The sequence below is a fragment of the Mesorhizobium sp. M0166 genome (assembly GCF_040322255.1).
Lineage (GTDB): Bacteria > Pseudomonadota > Alphaproteobacteria > Rhizobiales > Rhizobiaceae > Mesorhizobium.
This window is the reverse complement of the sequence record NZ_JAMYTD010000059.1, coordinates 1-18,504: the sequence shown is the minus strand read 5'-3', so window position 1 is coordinate 18,504 and position 18,504 is coordinate 1. Positions and strand designations below refer to the sequence as shown.

At 62.3% G+C, this 18,504-nt stretch carries 17 protein-coding genes and 1 pseudogene; 8 read left to right on the top strand and 10 right to left on the bottom strand.

From position 1 onward, the window contains the following. Window positions 1–32 precede the first annotated feature (32 nt). The 9 genes from bioZ to NKJ46_RS32320 all read right to left on the bottom strand — a co-directional run bounded on the left by bioZ (window position 33) and on the right by NKJ46_RS32320 (window position 9,553). Window positions 33–1,016, bottom strand: coding sequence for a 3-oxopimeloyl-[acyl-carrier-protein] synthase BioZ (bioZ, locus tag NKJ46_RS32360; protein ID WP_352671070.1), 984 nt, complete (start codon window positions 1,014–1,016; stop codon window positions 33–35). Continuing rightward, window positions 1,013–2,278: an adenosylmethionine--8-amino-7-oxononanoate transaminase gene (locus tag NKJ46_RS32355; RefSeq protein WP_352671067.1), complete on the bottom strand. Its 1,266-nt coding sequence runs from the start codon at window positions 2,276–2,278 to the stop codon at window positions 1,013–1,015. The genes bioZ and NKJ46_RS32355 overlap by 4 nt, the downstream gene beginning before the upstream one ends. Continuing rightward, a complete protein-coding gene (gene bioD, locus NKJ46_RS32350; RefSeq protein WP_352671065.1) occupies window positions 2,278–2,913 on the bottom strand; it encodes a dethiobiotin synthase in 636 nt (211 codons plus the stop codon). The genes NKJ46_RS32355 and bioD overlap by 1 nt, the downstream gene beginning before the upstream one ends. Window positions 2,914–2,924: 11 nt before the next feature. Further along, complete coding sequence (locus NKJ46_RS32345; protein WP_352671063.1) at window positions 2,925–4,064, bottom strand: 8-amino-7-oxononanoate synthase; 1,140 nt, start codon at window positions 4,062–4,064, stop codon at window positions 2,925–2,927. Then, window positions 4,061–5,059 carry a biotin synthase BioB gene (bioB, locus tag NKJ46_RS32340; protein WP_352671085.1) on the bottom strand — a complete coding sequence of 333 codons (999 nt, stop codon included), beginning with the start codon at window positions 5,057–5,059 and terminating at the stop codon, window positions 4,061–4,063. Before bioB ends, NKJ46_RS32345 begins: the two co-directional genes overlap by 4 nt. 95 nt (window positions 5,060–5,154) lie before the next feature. After that, complete coding sequence (nadC, locus tag NKJ46_RS32335; protein ID WP_352503117.1) at window positions 5,155–6,009, bottom strand: carboxylating nicotinate-nucleotide diphosphorylase; 855 nt, start codon at window positions 6,007–6,009, stop codon at window positions 5,155–5,157. Next, a complete protein-coding gene (locus NKJ46_RS32330; RefSeq protein WP_352610563.1) occupies window positions 6,009–7,550 on the bottom strand; it encodes an L-aspartate oxidase in 1,542 nt (513 codons plus the stop codon). The genes nadC and NKJ46_RS32330 overlap by 1 nt, the downstream gene beginning before the upstream one ends. Continuing rightward, entirely contained in the window at window positions 7,547–8,521 is a 975-nt protein-coding gene (gene nadA / locus NKJ46_RS32325) for a quinolinate synthase NadA (RefSeq protein ID WP_352610560.1), read from the bottom strand. The genes NKJ46_RS32330 and nadA overlap by 4 nt, the downstream gene beginning before the upstream one ends. A 66-nt stretch (window positions 8,522–8,587) precedes the next feature. After that, entirely contained in the window at window positions 8,588–9,553 is a 966-nt protein-coding gene (locus tag NKJ46_RS32320) for an NUDIX hydrolase (protein WP_352671082.1), read from the bottom strand. A 173-nt stretch (window positions 9,554–9,726) separates the two neighbouring features. Here NKJ46_RS32320 and panB point away from each other — a divergent pair, with 173 nt between their 5' ends. The 6 genes from panB (at window position 9,727) to NKJ46_RS32290 (ending at window position 13,848) form a co-directional block, all read left to right on the top strand. Then, window positions 9,727–10,587: a 3-methyl-2-oxobutanoate hydroxymethyltransferase gene (gene panB, locus NKJ46_RS32315; RefSeq protein WP_352671060.1), complete on the top strand. Its 861-nt coding sequence runs from the start codon at window positions 9,727–9,729 to the stop codon at window positions 10,585–10,587. Next, complete coding sequence (gene panC / locus NKJ46_RS32310; RefSeq protein WP_352496587.1) at window positions 10,584–11,444, top strand: pantoate--beta-alanine ligase; 861 nt, start codon at window positions 10,584–10,586, stop codon at window positions 11,442–11,444. Before panB ends, panC begins: the two co-directional genes overlap by 4 nt. A 94-nt stretch (window positions 11,445–11,538) precedes the next feature. Then, window positions 11,539–12,264 carry a LuxR family transcriptional regulator gene (locus NKJ46_RS32305; RefSeq protein WP_352458528.1) on the top strand — a complete coding sequence of 242 codons (726 nt, stop codon included), beginning with the start codon at window positions 11,539–11,541 and terminating at the stop codon, window positions 12,262–12,264. Between the two features lie 93 nt (window positions 12,265–12,357). Further along, entirely contained in the window at window positions 12,358–13,008 is a 651-nt protein-coding gene (locus NKJ46_RS32300; protein ID WP_352458529.1) for an acyl-homoserine-lactone synthase, read from the top strand. Then, window positions 13,005–13,379, top strand: a complete 375-nt coding sequence (locus NKJ46_RS32295; RefSeq protein ID WP_352671058.1) for a transcriptional regulator domain-containing protein — start codon at window positions 13,005–13,007, stop codon at window positions 13,377–13,379. The genes NKJ46_RS32300 and NKJ46_RS32295 overlap by 4 nt, the downstream gene beginning before the upstream one ends. Window positions 13,380–13,437: 58 nt before the next feature. Continuing rightward, window positions 13,438–13,848 (top strand): DUF2285 domain-containing protein, encoded by a 411-nt coding sequence (locus tag NKJ46_RS32290; RefSeq protein ID WP_352618332.1) that lies wholly within the window; start codon window positions 13,438–13,440, stop codon window positions 13,846–13,848. A gap of 250 nt (window positions 13,849–14,098) precedes the next feature. Here the strand turns inward: NKJ46_RS32290 and NKJ46_RS32285 are convergent. After that, window positions 14,099–15,479, bottom strand: a pseudogene (locus NKJ46_RS32285) (IS1380 family transposase). Window positions 15,480–16,290: 811 nt separating this feature from the next. Between NKJ46_RS32285 and glmS the strand changes: the two are divergent. Both glmS and NKJ46_RS32275 read left to right on the top strand, forming a co-directional pair. Then, entirely contained in the window at window positions 16,291–18,114 is a 1,824-nt protein-coding gene (gene glmS, locus NKJ46_RS32280) for a glutamine--fructose-6-phosphate transaminase (isomerizing) (protein ID WP_352549645.1), read from the top strand. Window positions 18,115–18,206: 92 nt separating this feature from the next. After that, window positions 18,207–18,368 carry a hypothetical protein gene (locus NKJ46_RS32275; protein WP_352549646.1) on the top strand — a complete coding sequence of 54 codons (162 nt, stop codon included), beginning with the start codon at window positions 18,207–18,209 and terminating at the stop codon, window positions 18,366–18,368. The last annotated feature ends 136 nt before the right edge of the window (window positions 18,369–18,504 follow it).

Below are 18,504 nucleotides of genomic sequence, written 5' to 3'. Positions count from 1 at the left end.
AGCCAGTCCTGATGTTGAGCAGCTTCGCTGGGCTAAATCCCGACGACGAGCGCCCCGCCGCTGAGTCCCGCACCTGCCGCCGCGAGAAGGATTTTTTCGTCCGGTCGAAACGGCTCCGCTTGATTGGCGAGCGACAGTGAGAGCGGGATCGTCGCGGCCGAAGAGTTGCCGTATTCGGCAATCGTCTTGACAATTGCTTGATCCGCTATGCCGAGGTTGCTCCCGACAGCATCGAAAATGCGAGCATTGGCCTGATGCGGCACGAACCGGTCGACATCCTGTGGGCGCACTCCGGCAGCGGCTAGCGCGCTTATCGAGCAATCGGTCATCATCTCGACGGCCTTTGCGAACACTTCGCGTCCGTCGGTCATCGTCATTCGGGTCTGCCCGAGATCCAGGCCGCCATGAAACGGGACGTTGCTTCCCCCCGCGGGTATCTGGATCAGCCCGTAGCGCGAGCCGTCCGAATCCACGGAGGCACCGAGAATCCCCCGATCAGTATCCTCGCACGGACCGATCACGAGGGCGCCGGCGGCATCGGCAAACAGCACGGCGCTGGCGCGCTCAGAGGGATTGATGCGGCGGCTGAGGATATTGGCGGCGATAACAAGGCTCGCTTTGCCGTGCAGGCGGGTGAACCCGTCCGCAAACATCAGCGCATAGATGAAGCCGGCGCAGGCGCCGGTGAGATCGATCGCGCCGGCGCGGCCGAGCCCCAGCCGATGTGCGACCAGGGGCGCGCTGGGCGGCAGGAGGTGATCGGGCGTCGAGGTGGCAAGCAGCAGCAGACCGATGTCGTGGCGCGCAATGCCGGCGCTGGCCAGCGCCATCGCGCCGGCCTGCGCAGCAAGACCAGACAGCGTGTCTTCGTCCGTTGCCCAGAAGCGCGACCGGATTCCAGTACGCCGCTCGATCCAGCCCGGTTCGAGGCCGAGATTGTTCTCGATTTCGGCATTCGCCACCTTTCGGCCAGGCGCATGATGGCCAAACCCGAGAAGGCGCGACAACCTGCTCATGGCTTTGAGCCGAAGCGTTCGCCGGCCTCCTCGATCGCGTCATGGAGCCGATCGAGCTCGTCGCCGGTGACGCAATAGGGCGGCAGGAGATAAAGGACATTGCCGAGCGGGCGCACAAGCAGGCCGCGCTCGAGGAAAAAGGCCCGCAGCTTAGGTCCGATCTCGGCCAGATAGCCGGCAGAGCCGGCGCGCAGGTCGAGAGCCAGGATCGTGCCGATCGCGCGGCTGTCGGTGAAGTTGGCATTGTCGCGAAAGCGTCGAAACCCGGCGGCCTGTCTCTCGCTCAAGGCCGCGATCCGCTCGACCACCGGCTCGTCACGCCAGATCTCGACATTGGCGAATGCTGCCGCGCAGGCAATCGGATTGGCCGTGTAGGAACTCGAGTGGAAAAACGTCTTCTTGCGATCCGCCGAACAATGAGCATGGAAGATGGCATCGGTGGCAAGCGTGGCGGCCAGCGGGATTGCGCCACCGGTCAGGCCCTTCGAGGTGCACAGCATGTCCGGACAGATGTTCGCCTGCTCGCAGGCGAACATGCTCCCGGTGCGGCCCCAGCCGGTCATCACCTCATCAGCGATCAGCAGCATGCCGGAGGTCTCGGCGATCTTCTTCAATTCGGTGACAACCCAGGCCGGATACATCAGCATGCCGCCGGCGCCAAGCACGAGCGGTTCGACGATCAGCGCGGCGGCGCGCCGGTCGCGGCTGACGGCCTCGAATCTATCCAGCGTTTCCTGCTCGCGGCCGCCGGCCGGGAAGGGAATGGTGTCGACCTCGAACAGCAAGGGTTCGTAGGCGGCGTTGAACACGCCACGGGCACCGACGCTCATCGTGCCGATGGTGTCGCCATGATAGCTGTGCTCCATGACGACGATGCGCGAGCGCGGCGCGCCGATGTTGCGGAAATAGCCGAGCGCCATCTTCAGCGCGACTTCGACGCTGGTCGAGCCGCTGTCGGAATAGAACACCCAGTCGAGTCCGGCGGGAGCGAGTCCGACAAGCGCCTTGGCCAAGCATTCGGCTGGCTCGTGCGTAAAGCCTGCAAAGATGATCTGGTCGAGGCTCGAGGCGGTCGTCTCGATAGCTTTCATGATGCGGGGATGGCGGTGGCCATGGGTGACCACCCACCAGGAGGAAATGGCGTCCAGAATGCGCGCGCCATTGGCTTTGTGGAGGTAGGCGCCTTCAGTCAGGACGATTTCAGGGATCGCCGGCTCGAGCGCGTGCTGGGTGAAGGGATGCCACACACGGGATTGCGGCATTATCCGCCTCCGGCAATCAAAGCGAGGTCGAAGCCGGCAATCATCGCTTGTCTCAGCGTTTTGTCCGTCAGCGGATCGAGGTGCGGCAGCCTGCCGAGTTGCGGCACGTCGCCGAATTCCATGATCGTCCGTTGCGTATCGGTCATCTCATCGCCGATGAAGGCGATGCCAGCCAGCGGGATAGCGCGCGCCCGCAGGGCCTCGATCGACAGCAGGGTATGATTGATTGTTCCGAGCGCGGTGCGGGCGCACAGAATGACCGGCAACTGCCATTGCTCGAATATGTCGATGAACCTTGTCCGGCGGTTCAGCGGCACCATCAGCCCGCCGGCGCCTTCGATGACGAGCGGTGTCGGCAGGACCGGAAACGAAAGATCGGCAGCCTCGATCGAAACGTCGTCGATTTCGGCCGAACGATGCGGCGAAAGCGGGCTCTTCAAGCGGTAGGCTTCCGGCAGCACGCGCCCCGACGGAAGCCCGGCAAGCCGTGCAACCGCCTCGCTGTCGGTCTCGCCGTCGAGGCCCGATTGCACCGGCTTCCAGTAGAAACCGTCAAGCAGGCCGGCAAGCCCGGCCGAAAACACCGTCTTGCCAATTCCGGTGTCTGTTCCGGTGATGACGATGCGCTTGGTCATGTCGCCTCCGGTCATGTCTGGGCCAACACCTCGACGAGCGCCTCGACCATGGCGGAAATGTCGGCTTCGCCGATATTGAGCGTCAGTGAGATGCGCAGCCGTGACGTGCCCTCGGGCACGGTCGGCGGACGAATGCCGCGTATGTCGAAGCCGCGGGCCTGCAGGCGCGCCGACACTGCCATGGTGCGCCTGACATCGCCGATGACAAATGGCTGGATTTGCGAGCCGCTGGGCGTGACGCCGCAGCGATCGACCAATTGGCGGCCTGCGAGGGCAACGCGTTCATGTAGCTGAACACGCCGCATAGGCTCGTCGGCGAGCATGGCGAGCGCTTCGCGCGCCGCGACCGCCATCAGCGGCGATGGCGCTGTGGCGTAGATGAATGGCCGGCAACGGTTGATCAGATACTGGCACAGTGTCCTCGGCCCGGTCACGAGCCCACCAGATGCGCCGAGCGCCTTGCCGCAGGTGTGGAGCGCGACGATGTTGTCGCGGCCCTCGAAAGCGGCGGCCAGCCCCCGGCCGTCCGGTCCCCAGACGCCGGTGGCATGCGCCTCGTCAATGACGATGAATGCGTCGTGCCGATCGGCAAGCGCGACCAGGCTCTCCAAAGGCGCGCAATCGCCATCCATGCTGTAAAGGCTTTCCACCGCGATCCAGACGCATCCCATGCCGCCTTCGGCGCGCCAACGTGTGATCGCATCCTCGACAGCATCGACGTCGTGGTGCGCGGCCAGCACCAACTGTGCGCGCCCGGCCTGCGCACCCTCATGCATGCTGGCATGGGCGAGCTCATCGAGGATCAAAAGGTCGCCCTTCTGCGGCAGCGCCGTCAGCAGAGCGAAGTTGGCGATGTAGCCGCTGCCGAAGAACAGCGCGCGGTCGGCTCCAAAGAATGCCGCCGCGTCTGCCTCGAGCTGCTCGTGTTCCGGCGCATTGCCGCGCAACAGCCGCGACCCGGTGGCGCCAACCGGCGTGCCACGCGCAATCGCCGCCGCAACCGCTTCGCCAAGTCTTTTGGAGGCGGCAAGCCCGAGATAGTCGTTCGACGAGAAGTCGCGCCCGGCGCGCAGCTTCAGCGTCCGCAGCCGGTCCTTGCGCGCCAGTCCCTGCAAGGTCGCCTCATAGCGGGCAAGCGGTGCCCCGTTCATTGCGCCTCGAGTTCCATCGGCTCGATGCCAAGGCGCCGGAACAGCAGGGTATCCTTGTCCACACCGGGATTGTCCGCCGTCAGCAGCGTGTCGCCGACGAAGATCGAGTTGGCGCCGGCAAAAAAGCACAGCGCCTGCATCTCGTCGGTCATGGCGGTGCGGCCGGCCGAAAGTCGCACGTGCGATTTCGGCATCATGATACGAGCCAGTGCGATCACACGCACGAATTCGATCGGCTCGATCGGTTTAGCCTCGGCAAGCGGGGTGCCCTCGATCGGGATCAGCATGTTGATCGGAACGCTTTGCGGATGTTCAGGCAGGTTGGCCAGCGTCACCAGCATGTCGATCCGGTCCACAGGCTCTTCGCCCATGCCGACAATGCCGCCGCAGCAGACTTTGATGCCGCTGTCGCGGACATTGGCGAGTGTATCCAGCCGGTCGGCAAACTTGCGGGTCGAGATGACCTCGCTGTAGTAGCGTTCTGACGTATCGATGTTGTGGTTGTAGTAGTCGAGACCAGCCTGCTTCAGTCGAGCGGCTTGCTCACGATCGAGCATGCCGAGCGTCATGCAGGTCTCCATGCCCAGCGCCTTGACGCCTTCGACCATCGCCACCACCGCATCCATGTCGCGCGCCTTGGGGTTTCGCCAGGCCGCGCCCATGCAATAGCGGGTTGCGCCGGCGTCACGCGCTTTCTTCGCCTCGGCGACGACGCGCCGGACCTCCATCAGCTTCGACGCCTTCAGGCCGGTCTCGTGATGCGCCGACTGGCTGCAATAGCCGCAATCCTCGGGGCATCCGCCCGTCTTGATGCTGAGCAGCCGGCTGAGCTGGACCTTATTGGGATCGAAATTCTGGCGGTGCACGGTTTGCGCGAGGAAGAGGAGATTGTTGAAGGGGGCATCGTGAAGTGCCTGAGCCTTCTCCAGGGTCCACGCTCCAGGGTCAGGGGATTGAGCCTGTGGCGATGTCTGCGTTGGACTGGCTGTTTGCATGTCCATGCTGTTCCTCCGGTTCTGCCTTGCTTTGCTGTCTGATTGACGACGATCGGAAAGGACAGTTGATTCGATCCTGTTCGTTCCTCAGACAATCATGAGCCCCAATAGTCGAGGCCGATATCCAGGATCGGCGCGCTGTGGGTCAGTCGGCCGACCGAAATCAGATCGACGCCGGTCGCGGCAATCGCTCGCGCTGTATCGGATGCGATCCCGCCAGAAGCCTCGGTGATAGCACGGCCGCCAACGATTGCGACGGCCCGGCGAAGATCGGCGAGGGACATGTTGTCGAGCAGAATCGCATCGGGAGCGAAGCCAAGTACCTCCTCCAACTGGGCCAGCGTATCGACCTCGACTTCGATCTTGACGAGATGACCGGCCCGTCTTCGTGCTCGCTCGAGCGCCGGGCGAACGCCGCCTGCGATGGCGATGTGGTTGTCCTTGATCAGAATTGCGTCGTCGAGGCCGAAACGGTGATTGGATCCGCCACCCGCGCGCACCGCATACTTTTCGACTGCCCTCAATCCGGGCGTCGTCTTGCGCGTGCAGACGATCTTCGCGCCATATCCACGAACCGCAGCGACGATCGATGCCGTTGCTGTAGCGATGCCGCTCAGATGGCACAAAAAATTGAGTGCCGTCCGTTCGGCTGTGAGAATGCCCCGGGCAGGGCCAACCACTGATGCAATGACCTCTCCATCCATGACATTGCAGCCGTCTGCCCGCTCCACCGAAATTTCGACATCAGGATCAATCAAGCGGAAAGCGAGCATCGCCAGATCGAGGCCGGCGACAACTCCGGACTGGCGCGCCGCCAGCACGGTTCCCGCTTGGTGTGCCTTCGGGATGATGGCCTCCGTGGTCAAGTCGCCGGCTCTGCCAAGGTCTTCAAGAAGAGCTGCCCTTACAAGCGGCTCAAGCATGACCGTGGGAAGCGGTGAGAGCGTCATCATTTTGCCCCTTCGAGGCTTGGCGAGTGTCCGAGTTCCCGCGCAGCGGCCAAGGCGGCTTCGAGGGTGATTTCGGACCGTCGGGCGACAGTCGCATGATGAGGAAAGTCTGTCCGGTAATGAGCGCCGCGGCTTTCTTCGCGCAACAGGGCGGCAACCGCGATCATTAGCCCGACAGCCGCCGGATCCGAGGCCGCGTCCTTGCTTTCGGCGAGCGGCAACAAGGCATATGCGGCTGCTTTCAGACCTTCACCATCCCGGACGATACCGAGTGCGCGCGACAGGAAAACACGCACGGGTATCGGAGCGGGCGATGGGTGAACGTCCGCAACCGCAGGCCTTGTTCTGCGAGCAGGCGTTCCGGCGACACTTTCAGCGACCCAGCGCGCGCACACGACGGCCTCGGTCAAGGAATTGCTGGCGAGCCTGTTGGCGCCATGCAGTCCTGTCGAAGCGACTTCGCCGCAGGCCCACAGCCCCTTGACGGACGTCCTACCGGAGCCGTCCACGGCAACGCCACCCATGTGGTAGTGTTGGGCCGGACGAATGGGGATGAGATCGCGCGCGGGATTGATGCCGGCTCCACGACAGGCTGATGCAATTGTCGGGAAGTGTCGAGCAAATTCCGGGCCAGGCCGTTGCCGCGCGTCGAGAAAAACACGGTGGCCGTTGGCAAGATGGTTCCAGACGGCGCGCGCCAAGACATCACGAGGCGCAAGTTCCGCCCCTGACACGCTCTGGAGAAAAGCCTGGCCGGTTTCGTCGATCAGGGCAGCACCTTCGCCGCGGACGGCCTCGCTGACCAGCGCCATAGGGCGTTCCGGGCCGTCAAGCGCGGTCGGGTGGAACTGGATGAACTCGAGGTCGGCAAGGACAGCTCCAGCGCGGGCCGCAAGCGCCAGGCCCTGTCCGCAACTGCCCGAAGGATTGGTGGTGTCGAGAAACAGTCCCCCGATCCCACCGGTGGCGAGGACGACCCGCCGTGAGCCGAAGAAGACAGGTCCTATCGAACCGCTCGCCCAGACGCCTCGGATCGCATTCTCTCGCACCGCCAGTCGGCGCGCTTCCACGCCCTCCACGACAACAATCGACGGAGTGGAACGCACAGCCGCGATCAGGGCACGCATGATCTCACGCCCGGTGCCGTCACCATGCGCATGAACGATGCGACGTCGGCTGTGTGCGGCCTCCAATCCGAGGCACAGTGATCCTTTCGACGTACGGTCGAAGGGAACCCCAAAGCCCGCAAGCCCCTCTATCGCCTTGGGCGCGGCTTGGAGGATGCGGCTCGCCACGTCTGTGTCGCAGAGACCATCCCCGGCGGCAAGCGTATCGGCCAGGTGCAGTTCCGGATCGTCGTCTTCGCCGAAACTTGCAGCCAGACCACCCTGTGCCCACGTGCTCGAATTGTCAGCTCCCAGCAGCGTCCTGGACAGAAGCAGCACCGGCTCCGGCGCCAGTTGAAGCGCGGTCATCAGTCCGGCGATGCCGCCGCCGATGATGATCGGCCGCCCGAAGATGCTGCGGACATCGGCGCTCAAATTGCCAGCATCCGTTCGACCGCAAGCCGCGCGCGCCCGGCGATCCCGGGTTCGATGGTTACGATATGGTGGTTCTGCTCGAGCGCCATGCGGATGTTGGCAAGCGTGATCCGCTTCATGTGCGGGCACAAATTGCAGGGCCGGATGAACTCGACCTCTGGGTGCGCTAACGCGACGTTGTCGCTCATCGAACATTCCGTCATCAGCACGACACGTGCCGGCCTTTGCCTTTCGACATAGTCGGACATGGCAGCGGTCGAGCCGGAAAAATCTGCTTCAGCCACGACGTCGGGCGGGCATTCGGGATGCGCGAGCACGATCACGCCGGGATGGCTTTCGCGCAACTCGCGGATGTCGGCCGGTGTAAAGCGCTCATGCACCTCGCAATGCCCTTTCCAGGCGATGATCTGCACATCGGTCTGGGCGGCGATATTCTGGGCCAGATATTCGTCCGGCAACATGATCACCTGGGGAACGCCAAGGGATTGGACGACCGCCTTGGCGTTGCCGGATGTACAGCAGATATCCGACTCGGCTTTCACTTCGGCCGACGTGTTGACATAAGTGATGATCGGCACGCCGGGATAACGCTGGCGCATCAAGCGCACGTCTTCTGCCGTGATCGATTCCGCCAACGAACAGCCTGCCCGCAGGTCGGGAATGAGCACCGTCTTTTGCGGATTGAGCAGCTTGGCCGTTTCGGCCATGAAATGTACGCCGGCCAGCACGATGACTTGCGCCTCGATCGTCGCAGCCGTGCGGGCCAGTGCCAAGCTGTCGCCGACGATGTCGGCCACGCAATGGAAGATCTCGGGGGTCTGATAGTTGTGCGCCAGGATGATGGCGTTGCGCTCGCGCTTCAGTGCAAGGATCGCCTCGATATCCTCGACGAAAGCCGGCCATTCGATCGGCGGGATCACTCGTCGGACGCGCTCGTAGAGAAACGCGGTCGCAGGCAGCACGGCGCTCATCGACCCCTCCAGCTTATACTCTAGTTGAAAATAACCAGCATATACTTGCTGTGAGTATAAGCGATGTCAACCCCGCGCCAGCGGCAATTTTGTCCCGGCGATGACCCTCTCGTCGAGAACGGCGTGGCGGAACCGGTAAAGCTTCGCTGGCCGGCCGCCGGTCTCCGCGGTTGCCTCTCCGGTCTCTTCGACCAGCTCCTGCTGCTCGATCAGCCGGCGAAAGTTCGGCTTACGCACGAGCCTGCCGGCAAGCGCCTCCACGGTTCGCTGCAGCTGCAAAAGCGTGAAGACCGGCGGCATCAGCTCAAAGACGACCGGCCGGTATTTGATCTTGGAGCGCAGCCGCGCAATGCCGGTCGCCACGATGCGGCGATGATCGGCGACCATAGACTTGCTGGGCACCAGCGGCAGCGTCGCGTCCCGTCCGCTTCCGGCCTCTTGGACCAGGCCTGCTTCGTAGACTAACTCATAGCGTTGAAGCGTGAGTTCCTCGTTCCAAAGGCGGTCGTCGAAGCCGAAGGCTATCGTCGCCCGCTGCCAGCGTTCACGTCGCGTGGCCGCGTCGCTGACGCCGTCTGCCCATTCAATCAGGCGCGGTCGCAGAACGTCCAGCACGACCGGAGGCGTGCCGGAGCGGTGGTCCTCCCATGGAAAATATTCATACCAGCTCTGCCAGCCGCACTTGGGCGAGCCAGCTGCCTGTTCCTTGCGGGTCAATGCGAGATAGCTGATGGAGATGACGCGCTGCTGGCGCTCGGCGCCGATGCGATCCCGATCCGCGAAGGTGTAGAGTTGCTCAATATACCCCAGCGGATGGCCGGTCTGCTGCTCGACCCACCCCCTCAAACCGGATTGCAGCGATCGGTGCTCAAGCGCAAATGGTCCGGAGGGAAGGGTGTCCGCCTGGCCGATGGTGAGGACACAGGGTTCACTGTCGTTTACGGCGACGACAAAGGCGATCAGGTCCACTTTGACTTCGTCGGCCTTGACGGCGGCTCTGTCTTTCCTGGGTCCTTTTGCCTGATCGTCCATGTTCGCGAAAGTGGTTGGCCAGCTCGGGGGCGCCTGAATCGATTTAAGTGTAAGCGCGCCTGTCCGCACGTCAACACCGCACAGCTGCACGGCCATTTTTAGCTCTTCGCACTTGCACAAAAATGTGGCAAACGCGACACCCGCGGTTGGTAACGTTGGGGAAGGAGGGTCCATTGAGTGCGTTTGGTGACACCAAGGCGATCACACCGCCGGATATTCGTTCGCGCAAAGGTGGGACGCCGCTCGTCTGCCTTACCGCCTACACGACGCCAGTCGCCCGGCTTGTCGATCCCCATTGCGATGTGGTGCTGGTCGGCGACAGCGTCGGCATGGTTCTCCACGGCCTGCCCTCGACGCTCGGTGTGACGCTGGAGATGATGATCACGCACGGCCAGGCCGTGCGCCGTGGCCTCGAGCAGGCGCTGATGGTCGTCGACCTGCCGTTCGGTTCCTTCGAGGAAAGCCCCGAGCAGGCTTTCCGCAATGCCGCGCGCGTCATGGCCGAGACCGGCTGCGCGGCCGTCAAGCTCGAAGGCGGCGAAACGATGGCAGAGACGATCGGCTTCCTCGCCGCGCGCGGCGTGCCGGTCATGGCCCATGTCGGCTTGACGCCGCAGGCGATCAACACCATCGGTGGCTACCGCGTGCAGGGCAGAGGCGGGGATGCCGAGCGCATCAGGCGCGACGCGCTTGCGGTGAGCGAAGCGGGCGCCTTTGCGGTCGTGCTGGAGAAGGTTCCCGAGGCGCTCGCCCGCCGGATCACCGGGGAGGTGGCGACCCCGACCATTGGCATCGGTGCCTCGGCAGCCTGTGACGGCCAGATTCTCGTCGTCGACGACATGCTGGGCCTCTTCGGCGACTTCCGGCCCAAATTCGTCAAGCGCTATGCTGAAATGGGGGAGGCCGCTACGGCTGCGATCGCGGCCTATGCGCGGGAAGTGAAGGAGCGCCAGTTTCCGGCCGCCGAGCACGTGTTTGCCGATGCGCGCAAGCCCGCCGACGCGGACGCCACCAAGAGCGGAGAAGCAGCGTGAGCGTGCCGATTGTCAGGAGCGTTGCCCAGCTTCGCGAAATTGTCGCCGCATGGCGCCGCGAGAGCGTGAGGATTGCCGTGGTGCCAACGATGGGCGTCCTGCATGAGGGCCATCTCAGCCTGGTGCGCGCGGCACTCGAGAAGGCCGACCGGGTGATCGTGACGCTCTTCGTCAACCCGAAGCAATTCAACAGCCAGGCCGATCTCGCCGCGTATCCGAGCACCGAGGACGAGGATGCCGCCAAGCTGGCACCGCTTGGCGCGCACCTGCTTTATGCGCCGGATGCAGAGGAAATGTATCCGGCGGCCTTCGCCACGACCGTTTCGGTGTCCGGTGTCAGCGAGGGCCTGTGCGGTGCCTTCCGGCCGGGACATTTTGATGGCGTGGCGACCGTCGTCGCCAAGCTCTTCCTGCAGACCAGCGCTGACTTCGGCTTCTTTGGCGAAAAGGACTTTCAGCAGCTTCAGCTAGTCAGGCGTATGGCCCGGGACCTGGATATTCCAATCACCATTGTTCCTTGTCCGACAGTCCGCGAAGCCGACGGTCTTGCACTATCATCGCGCAATGTCCGGCTCTCGCCAGCAGAGCGTGCTGTTGCCCCCGAGCTATCATCGGTCTTGCTCGAGACGGCTGAGCGGCTTGCCCGCGACTCGCCCGTCCTGCCAACGCTTGCCGAAGCGCGCGCAGCAATTCTGGCTGCGGGCTATCGCGAGGTCGAATACCTGGAACTTCGCGACGAGGCAGATCTGCGACCGATGACAAGCCTTGACCGACCTGCACGCTTGCTTGTCGCGGCCTGGCTCGGCGGTACACGGCTCATAGACAACGTCAGAATATCACGGGTTTCAACAGGTTAACGGGGTTCTCGGCACGCGCTGTATCCGTCCGGGATCGTTTAAAACAAGGTCTCTGCCTGGCATCGAGCGATCACGGAGGTTACGCAAAGCGCAAATGCATCGCGTGTTTGAGAACTTCGTCGAGCAACTGTCTGCAAGTGTTGATGCTGCCGATCTCCGTGAGGCAATGGCATCCGCTGCAGCCGGCTTCGATTTTCCGCTATTCGCCTATTTCACTTACCCGTCGGCCCCCGGCGAGGCCCCGCAATTGATCTCAAACTATCCTTCATCCTGGACATCACGTTATCTGCAACAGCGGTACCACAGTCTTGATCCGGTCATCCTGCGCGGGCTGCAAGGCTGGGATACCTTTGATTGGGGTGTGGATCGCGCTCGGCACTGTCTGCCGAATTCGCAGCAACAAATTCTGGAGAGTGCGGCTGAGTTTGGCATCCGCGGCGGCCTGACGATATCCATGCATGATCATTGCGGCCGGTTTGCTGCCCTGACCTTTGCTTCCGACGAGTCCCGCCCGCCTCTGTTGCGGTCACTGACACGTTACGAAAAAGCATTGCAGCTGGTGGCCATCAACTTTCATATCCATGTCCGGCGCAGGCTCGCCGACGATCGCGTGGTGGATGGTGTAACGCTCACCCCGCGGGAGTTCGAGTGCCTGAAATGGGCGGCGCGCGGCAAGTCGGCTTGGGTTATCAGCCAGCTTCTCGGCGTCTCAAAGCGCACCGTGACCTTTCATCTGGAAAACGCCAAGGCAAAGCTTGGCGTTCGCACGATCAACCAGGCCGTTGCACGACTGGCTGCCTCCGGCCAGGCGAGATCCTGATTCGTCGGCCACGATAGCTGTAAACCTCTACAGGCTGCATCGCTGCCGGCTTTGCCCTTCGATGGCGGGAACACATCCCGCACGGAGGCGACCATGATGCAGCTGATAACACCAGACCTTTACGACGAGTTCGCAAGCGAGCTCAAAGAGATGCACGGGCTGAGGTTTCGGGTGTTCAAGGAAAGGCTCGATTGGGAAGTTGATACCGAAGACCAGATGGAAACAGACCCGTTTGATGGTCTGAAGCCTGTCTATCTGCTCCTCAAGGGATCCGACTGGCGAATTCGCGGTTGCGTGCGTCTTTTGCCCAGCACCGGACCCACAATGTTGCGCGACACGTTCCCGGTGCTGCTGGGTGCTGACGTCGTGCCCTCGACCTCCGACATATGGGAGAGCAGTCGTTTCGCGCTCGATCTTCCTCCGTCGGCGCCCAAGGCAGCGGGCGGACTGGCCCAGGCAACCTACGAGCTCTTCGCGGGCATGATCGAGTTCGGCTTGGCCAAGGATCTGACCCGGATAGTAACGGTGACGGACACGCGCATGGAACGGATCCTTCGCCTCGCGACGTGGCCATTGTCGCGCATCGGACAACCCAAGTCCGTCGGCAAAACGGAGGCGGTGGCCGGGTTTCTCGAGATTTCCCGCGCGAGCCTTTTGCGCATCCGCAGCAGGGGACGTCTGAGCGGACCGGTACTGTGGCAACCGGTTCTAGGCCCGTCGGCATTGTGGACACCTGAGCCGTGAAGGATGCTGGTCTGCCCAAGGAAGCGACGGCCGGTCTTGTATGCTGGCCGGACTGGCGTCGTCACGAAGCTTACCACTACGCCAGACGATTGCCACGCACTGCCTGGGCCTGGGAGTTCCTTCGGCGCAATCCACAATTCCAGCGCGACCACGCCAAAATGGCACCGTCCGCCTGCATTGTCGGAGCCCAGGCCGACATGAACATAATCGAGTTGACGATAGGATCATCTTTCCTAAGACAATGGAGCCTCCTTTTTCGCGGACGCGCCACAGTGGGACGCTACGTCGGCAAGGGTCTTTTGGGATCCGCGCGACTGCGCCCGTATTCTACGAGCGGCCGCGGAGCTGGTTGGGCTCGACCACGATTTTGAACCGCTTGATCTTTCGTCGCTCTCATGCTGCAAGGACATCCTGCTGACACCTGCCGGCGTGCAGCACGTGCTGCTGAGGGAGGACTGCCGGAGTCTGCAGATCGCCCTTTCCGGTGCATCCGTTCTCCGCCCGTTGCGGCTATATGTCGACGCGATCGTGCAGCCGCAGCACCTGAAGTTCCATGTCGCTGCCCTTCAGTTCCTGAACGACATCAGTGGTTGCGGCCGCCTGGCAGCTGCTTGCTTTCCGCCGGAACCCCGCGGAGCGCGTCTGCGTATCGTGCTCCAGGCTTTGGATGGCTCGCTTGCGGGAGCATCTCATCAGGAGATCGCCATTGCCCTGTTCGGGAGACGCCGTGTCGAAGAAGATTGGTCTCATCCAGGTAGCCATCTTCGCGATCAGGTGCGTCGCGCCATCCAACGTGGCCGCTACCTGATGGGCGGTGGCTATAGACAGTTCCTGATGTGATTCGGGTGACAGCTCGGTGATTGTCTTATCCGAAAACGCGCAGGCATCAATCTCCATTTCTCACTGCTATTGTGCCTTGTACAAAACGTGACACGCGCCTAGCCCGGATATCTCACACTGTCTTGGGGCATGGGTCTGTTGCGGCGCTTTTGCGAGCGAATGAGTTGCAGGCAAGAGCCATCGCCGCACGGCGCGGTTGTTGCTTTCGGCGATGTTCCTTGCTGTTGAGGGGAAGGGATGGATGGGGCGCTCAAGCGGCTGCCGATAGTCTGGCGTATGTGAGAGCCCATTCGCGCTGGAACGGGCAGGCTGAGTTCATGGCCAGCTTGATGCGGCGCACCGAGATGCTGACGAGGGCGCCGATCTTGAACAGCTTGAGGCGGATGGTGGCGCAACTTGCCCTGGCGAGCCGAGTGTTGGCCAAGCCGATGCGGCGCAGCGCACAGATCAGCACATAGGCCATGGAGGCGAACCAGAGCCTGAGCTGGTTGGCGCGCATGGTGGCCGCCGAGGTGCGGTCGGCGAACAGGTCGAGCTGGCATTCCTTGATGCGATTCTCCATCTCGCCGCGGGCGCAGTAGAGGTCCTCATAGAGGCTGCGGGCCGGCCAGGCCTTGGCGTCGAGCGAGGTGACGACGAAGCGCGGGTTGGCCTCGCCTTGCGTCCACTCGGCCTTGGCCACGACCCGGCGCCGGCAGCTCCAGCTCTTGCGGGTGGTCCACAGGAAGTCCTTGAAACGGCGGGCGGGCCGGCTGGTGAGGATACTCTCTGCTCTGGCCTCTTCCAGTTCGGCCCCGATGTGCCGGGCCAACCGCACATTGCGGGCCAGGCCGAACAGATAGTCGACCGCGTTGTTCTCGCACCAGGCCATCAGTTCCTCGCGGGCGAAGCCGGAATCGGCGCGCAGCACGATGCGGACCTTGGGTCAGCGGCCGCGCAGTTGGCGCACGATGCGCTCGATCTCCTGAACCGAGCCGGCGGCGGCGTCGATGTTGGCGGGCCGCAGCTTGGCGCATAACAAGTGATTGCCGCAGAAGACGTAGAGCGGCAGGTAGCAGTAGTGGCCATAATAGCCGTGGAAGAACCGTCCCTCCTGGTTGCCGTGCAGGGGATCGTCGGTGGCGTCCAGATCCAGCACGACCTCCTCGGGCGGCGCCGCGTGCGCGCCAAGGAACAAGTCGACCAACAGTGCCTCGATCGCTGCCGGATCATGGCTGATCCTGTGATAGCGCGAAGGCTGCGGCCGGCTTAATTCCAGCCGGTTGAGCGTCGACTTGCCGGCGACGGCCGCACATTTCTTGTGACGGCGTGCCTTGAGCTTGCCGGTCAGCACCGCCAGCACCGGATCGTGGCGCAGCTCGTCATGATCGTGGATATCTTCATAGCCGAGCGCCAGCGCGAAGACCCGCTGCGCAACCAACGTCTTCACCTCATGCTCGATCAACGCCGGATTGCGGGCATCCACGAAGCAGCGGGCAAAGCGACCGACCAGCCCGATCGCCCGGTCCGTCAGCCCCAGCAAAAGCCCGCCGGCATCCGAGGGTGATTGTTCCACCGTCAAAACCAGCCACAACCGCGCGCTTTTCAACAGGTGCAAAATCGAACCGATCCGTTATACACTCTGTTTGCATCGGGGTGCTCCTCGATCAAAGCTAAGCTGTTGTCGCAAAACAACTTTCTCTGATTCGGAATCCCGATGCACTTCAACTCTGTGAGATATTGGGGCTAGTTCTTCCGCTGCGGGAATCGGGTTTGAGTAATACGGACGAAGCACTGAGAACCAACGCTTTCGTGATAGTGCATTCATGCCCCGAGAATCCTGATGACCGTTACGAACCCCAAGAAAGCCGGCGCTGACTGAAACGGTCGCTGAACGTGCTCTGTGGCGTGCGCCGCCTGACTCTCGGTTTCGGCCATGCCGACTAACAGCGTATTGATAGGCCATCGCGGGCTAAGCTCTACCGGCGAAAGCCGCGTCAAAGCGGCAGGCAATCAGAAACTTGATCGGCGGCGACGATGATTATGATCAACGTGACGAACACGTGAATCATGCCGACGGCGCCGACGTTGCCGATGATGATGATGCCGATCATGCGTCGCTGACGCCGCCTAACTACAGTGCTTGTGATCATGCCGATCACCGCGTGATCACGAGCGGCGGCGGTCCGTGGTCAGGTGCGTAGCCGGGATGGTTCGCGCATGGCCGATTGTTCCTTCGTGCCGCGGGGTGTGGGCTTGCGTTCGGGCATGAGGGCGTCAGGCGCAACGAGAAGTTAGATCAGGGCCCACGAACGCGGCTCATCCATGGGGTGGATGATAGTTATCCCTACAATCAATTGTACCAATATTACCGACTACTACTACAAGGTCCCCAATGAACGCGGCCGGATGGGTATCCGTCTCGCGTGGGCTGAAGCTGCCGGCAAGAATGGGGAGACGAACATGTGCGGGATTGTTGGCATCGTTGGGCAACAGCCGGTGTCGGATCGGTTAGTCGACGCATTGAAGCGTTTGGAATATCGCGGCTATGATTCCGCCGGCGTTGCGACGATCACCGAAGGTGCCTTGCACCGCCGGCGCGCCGAGGGCAAGCTCGTCAATCTCGAGAGGAGACTGAAGGAAGAGCCGCTGAGCGGCAACATCGGCATCGGCCACACGCGTTGGGCAACCCATGGGGCCTCGACGGAACACAATGCACACCCGCACTTTACCGACGGTGTCGCCGTCGTCCATAACGGCATCATCGAGAATTTCACCGAGCTGAAGGACGAATTGGCGGCGGCTGGCGCCGAGTTCCAGACCGACACCGACACCGAGGTCGTCGCGCATCTCTTGGCAAGACACCGCCGGGACGGCATGAGGCGGCAAGACGCGATGCGTGCCATGCTGAAACGCCTCAGGGGCGCCTATGCGCTTGCTGTCCTCTTTGAAGATGATCCGTCGACCATCATGGCGGCGCGCAACGGACCACCGCTGGCGATCGGTCACGGCGACGGCGAGATGTTCCTAGGTTCCGACGCGATCGCGCTTGCTCCCTTCACCAATGAAATTACCTATCTCATCGAGGGCGACTGGGCCATTGTCGGCAATTCGGGCGCCCATATCTTCGATTTCGACGGCCATCCCGTCGAGCGTCCGCGCCATACCTCCACGGCCGCGGCCGATCTGGCCAACAAGGGCAACCATCGCCACTTCATGGAGAAGGAAATCTACGAGCAGCCCGAAGTCATCGCCCATGCTCTCCGTCACTATAGCAACATCATAGAGAATCGCGCCGACACGGTTTCTGGCATCGATTTCGCCAGGATCCCGAGCTTGGCGATCTCGGCCTGCGGGACCGCCTATCTCGCCGGACTGATCGGAAAATACTGGTTCGAGCGCTATGCGCGCCTGACAGTTGAAATCGACGTTGCGTCCGAATTCCGTTACCGCGAGATCCCGTTGTCGCCGCAGTCGGCGGCTCTTTTCATTTCGCAGTCCGGCGAAACCGCTGATACGCTCGCATCGTTGAGGTACTGCAAGGAGCGTGGGCTGAAAATTGGCGCTATCGTCAATGCCTGCGAATCGACCATCGCTCGGGAGGCCGATGCGGTCTTCCCGATCCTTGCCGGACCGGAGATCGGCGTCGCCTCCACCAAGGCTTTTACCTGCCAGCTTGCCGTTCTAGCCGCACTTGCCATCGGCGCCGCCAGAGCCCGCGGGACCGTAACCGAAGACGAGCTCCAGGCGCTCGTCAGGAGCCTCGCCGAAGTGCCGCGCGTCATGGGCCAGGTACTCAACAGCATCCAGTCGGAGATCGAGTTCCTGTCGCGCGAACTGTCAAAGTGTCGTGACGTCCTGTATCTCGGCCGTGGCACCAGTTTCCCGCTAGCGATGGAAGGTGCGCTGAAGCTCAAGGAGATTTCCTACATCCATGCCGAGGGCTATGCGGCGGGTGAATTGAAGCACGGTCCGATCGCATTGATAGACGACAACATGCCAGTGATCGTCATCGCGCCCCATGATCGCTTTTTCGACAAGACCGTCTCCAACATGCAGGAAGTGGCTGCCCGTAGAGGGCGGATTATCCTCATCACCGATGAAAAAGGGGCAGCCGCATCGAAACTCGATACCATGCACACGCTCGTGCTGCCGGCTGTCGACGAGATTATCGCGCCGATGGTCTTCTCGCTGCCGATACAGCTTCTTGCCTACCACACGGCGCTCTTCATGGGCACAGATGTAGACCAGCCGCGCAATCTCGCAAAATCGGTCACGGTCGAATGATTGCGAACCTTTACAGGTGGCGATGCTCGTCGATCGAAAGCGCTATCCCCTGTCTGGATCCGAAGCTCGGATGAAATCCAGATGACCATTGTTTGCTGCTGGCGGAAATAGATGGCGCAATCAAAGCTGTTCACTTACCTGACTCGGCCCGGCAGCTGAAGCTGACCGACTTCTGGGATGGCGGGCCGGCTGATTGCAGTGCGCCCATTGAAGTCCATTTGGAGCTCTCGGATTTCGCGACGGATATGGCCTGACGGCGATCCTGACCGATTTCCGCGCGTCACATGATCCGACGATCGCGCAACTCAGATCCTATGAGGAGGGTGGATAGCGACCTGCGCTGTGGCAAGGTCAGGTCGCGTAATCAACACCTTACCCTGGAGGCAAGCA

Coding starts and splice junctions, on each gene's coding strand:
- bioZ (WP_352671070.1), bottom strand. CDS start 1,016: ATGAGCAGGTTGTCGCGCCTTCTCGGGTTTGGCCATCATGCGCCTGGC.
- NKJ46_RS32355 (WP_352671067.1), bottom strand. CDS start 2,278: ATGCCGCAATCCCGTGTGTGGCATCCCTTCACCCAGCACGCGCTCGAG.
- bioD (WP_352671065.1), bottom strand. CDS start 2,913: ATGACCAAGCGCATCGTCATCACCGGAACAGACACCGGAATTGGCAAG.
- NKJ46_RS32345 (WP_352671063.1), bottom strand. CDS start 4,064: ATGAACGGGGCACCGCTTGCCCGCTATGAGGCGACCTTGCAGGGACTG.
- bioB (WP_352671085.1), bottom strand. CDS start 5,059: ATGCAAACAGCCAGTCCAACGCAGACATCGCCACAGGCTCAATCCCCT.
- nadC (WP_352503117.1), bottom strand. CDS start 6,009: ATGACGCTCTCACCGCTTCCCACGGTCATGCTTGAGCCGCTTGTAAGG.
- nadA (WP_352610560.1), bottom strand. CDS start 8,521: ATGAGCGCCGTGCTGCCTGCGACCGCGTTTCTCTACGAGCGCGTCCGA.
- NKJ46_RS32320 (WP_352671082.1), bottom strand. CDS start 9,553: ATGGACGATCAGGCAAAAGGACCCAGGAAAGACAGAGCCGCCGTCAAG.
- NKJ46_RS32305 (WP_352458528.1), top strand. CDS start 11,539: ATGCATCGCGTGTTTGAGAACTTCGTCGAGCAACTGTCTGCAAGTGTT.
- NKJ46_RS32300 (WP_352458529.1), top strand. CDS start 12,358: ATGATGCAGCTGATAACACCAGACCTTTACGACGAGTTCGCAAGCGAG.
- glmS (WP_352549645.1), top strand. CDS start 16,291: ATGTGCGGGATTGTTGGCATCGTTGGGCAACAGCCGGTGTCGGATCGG.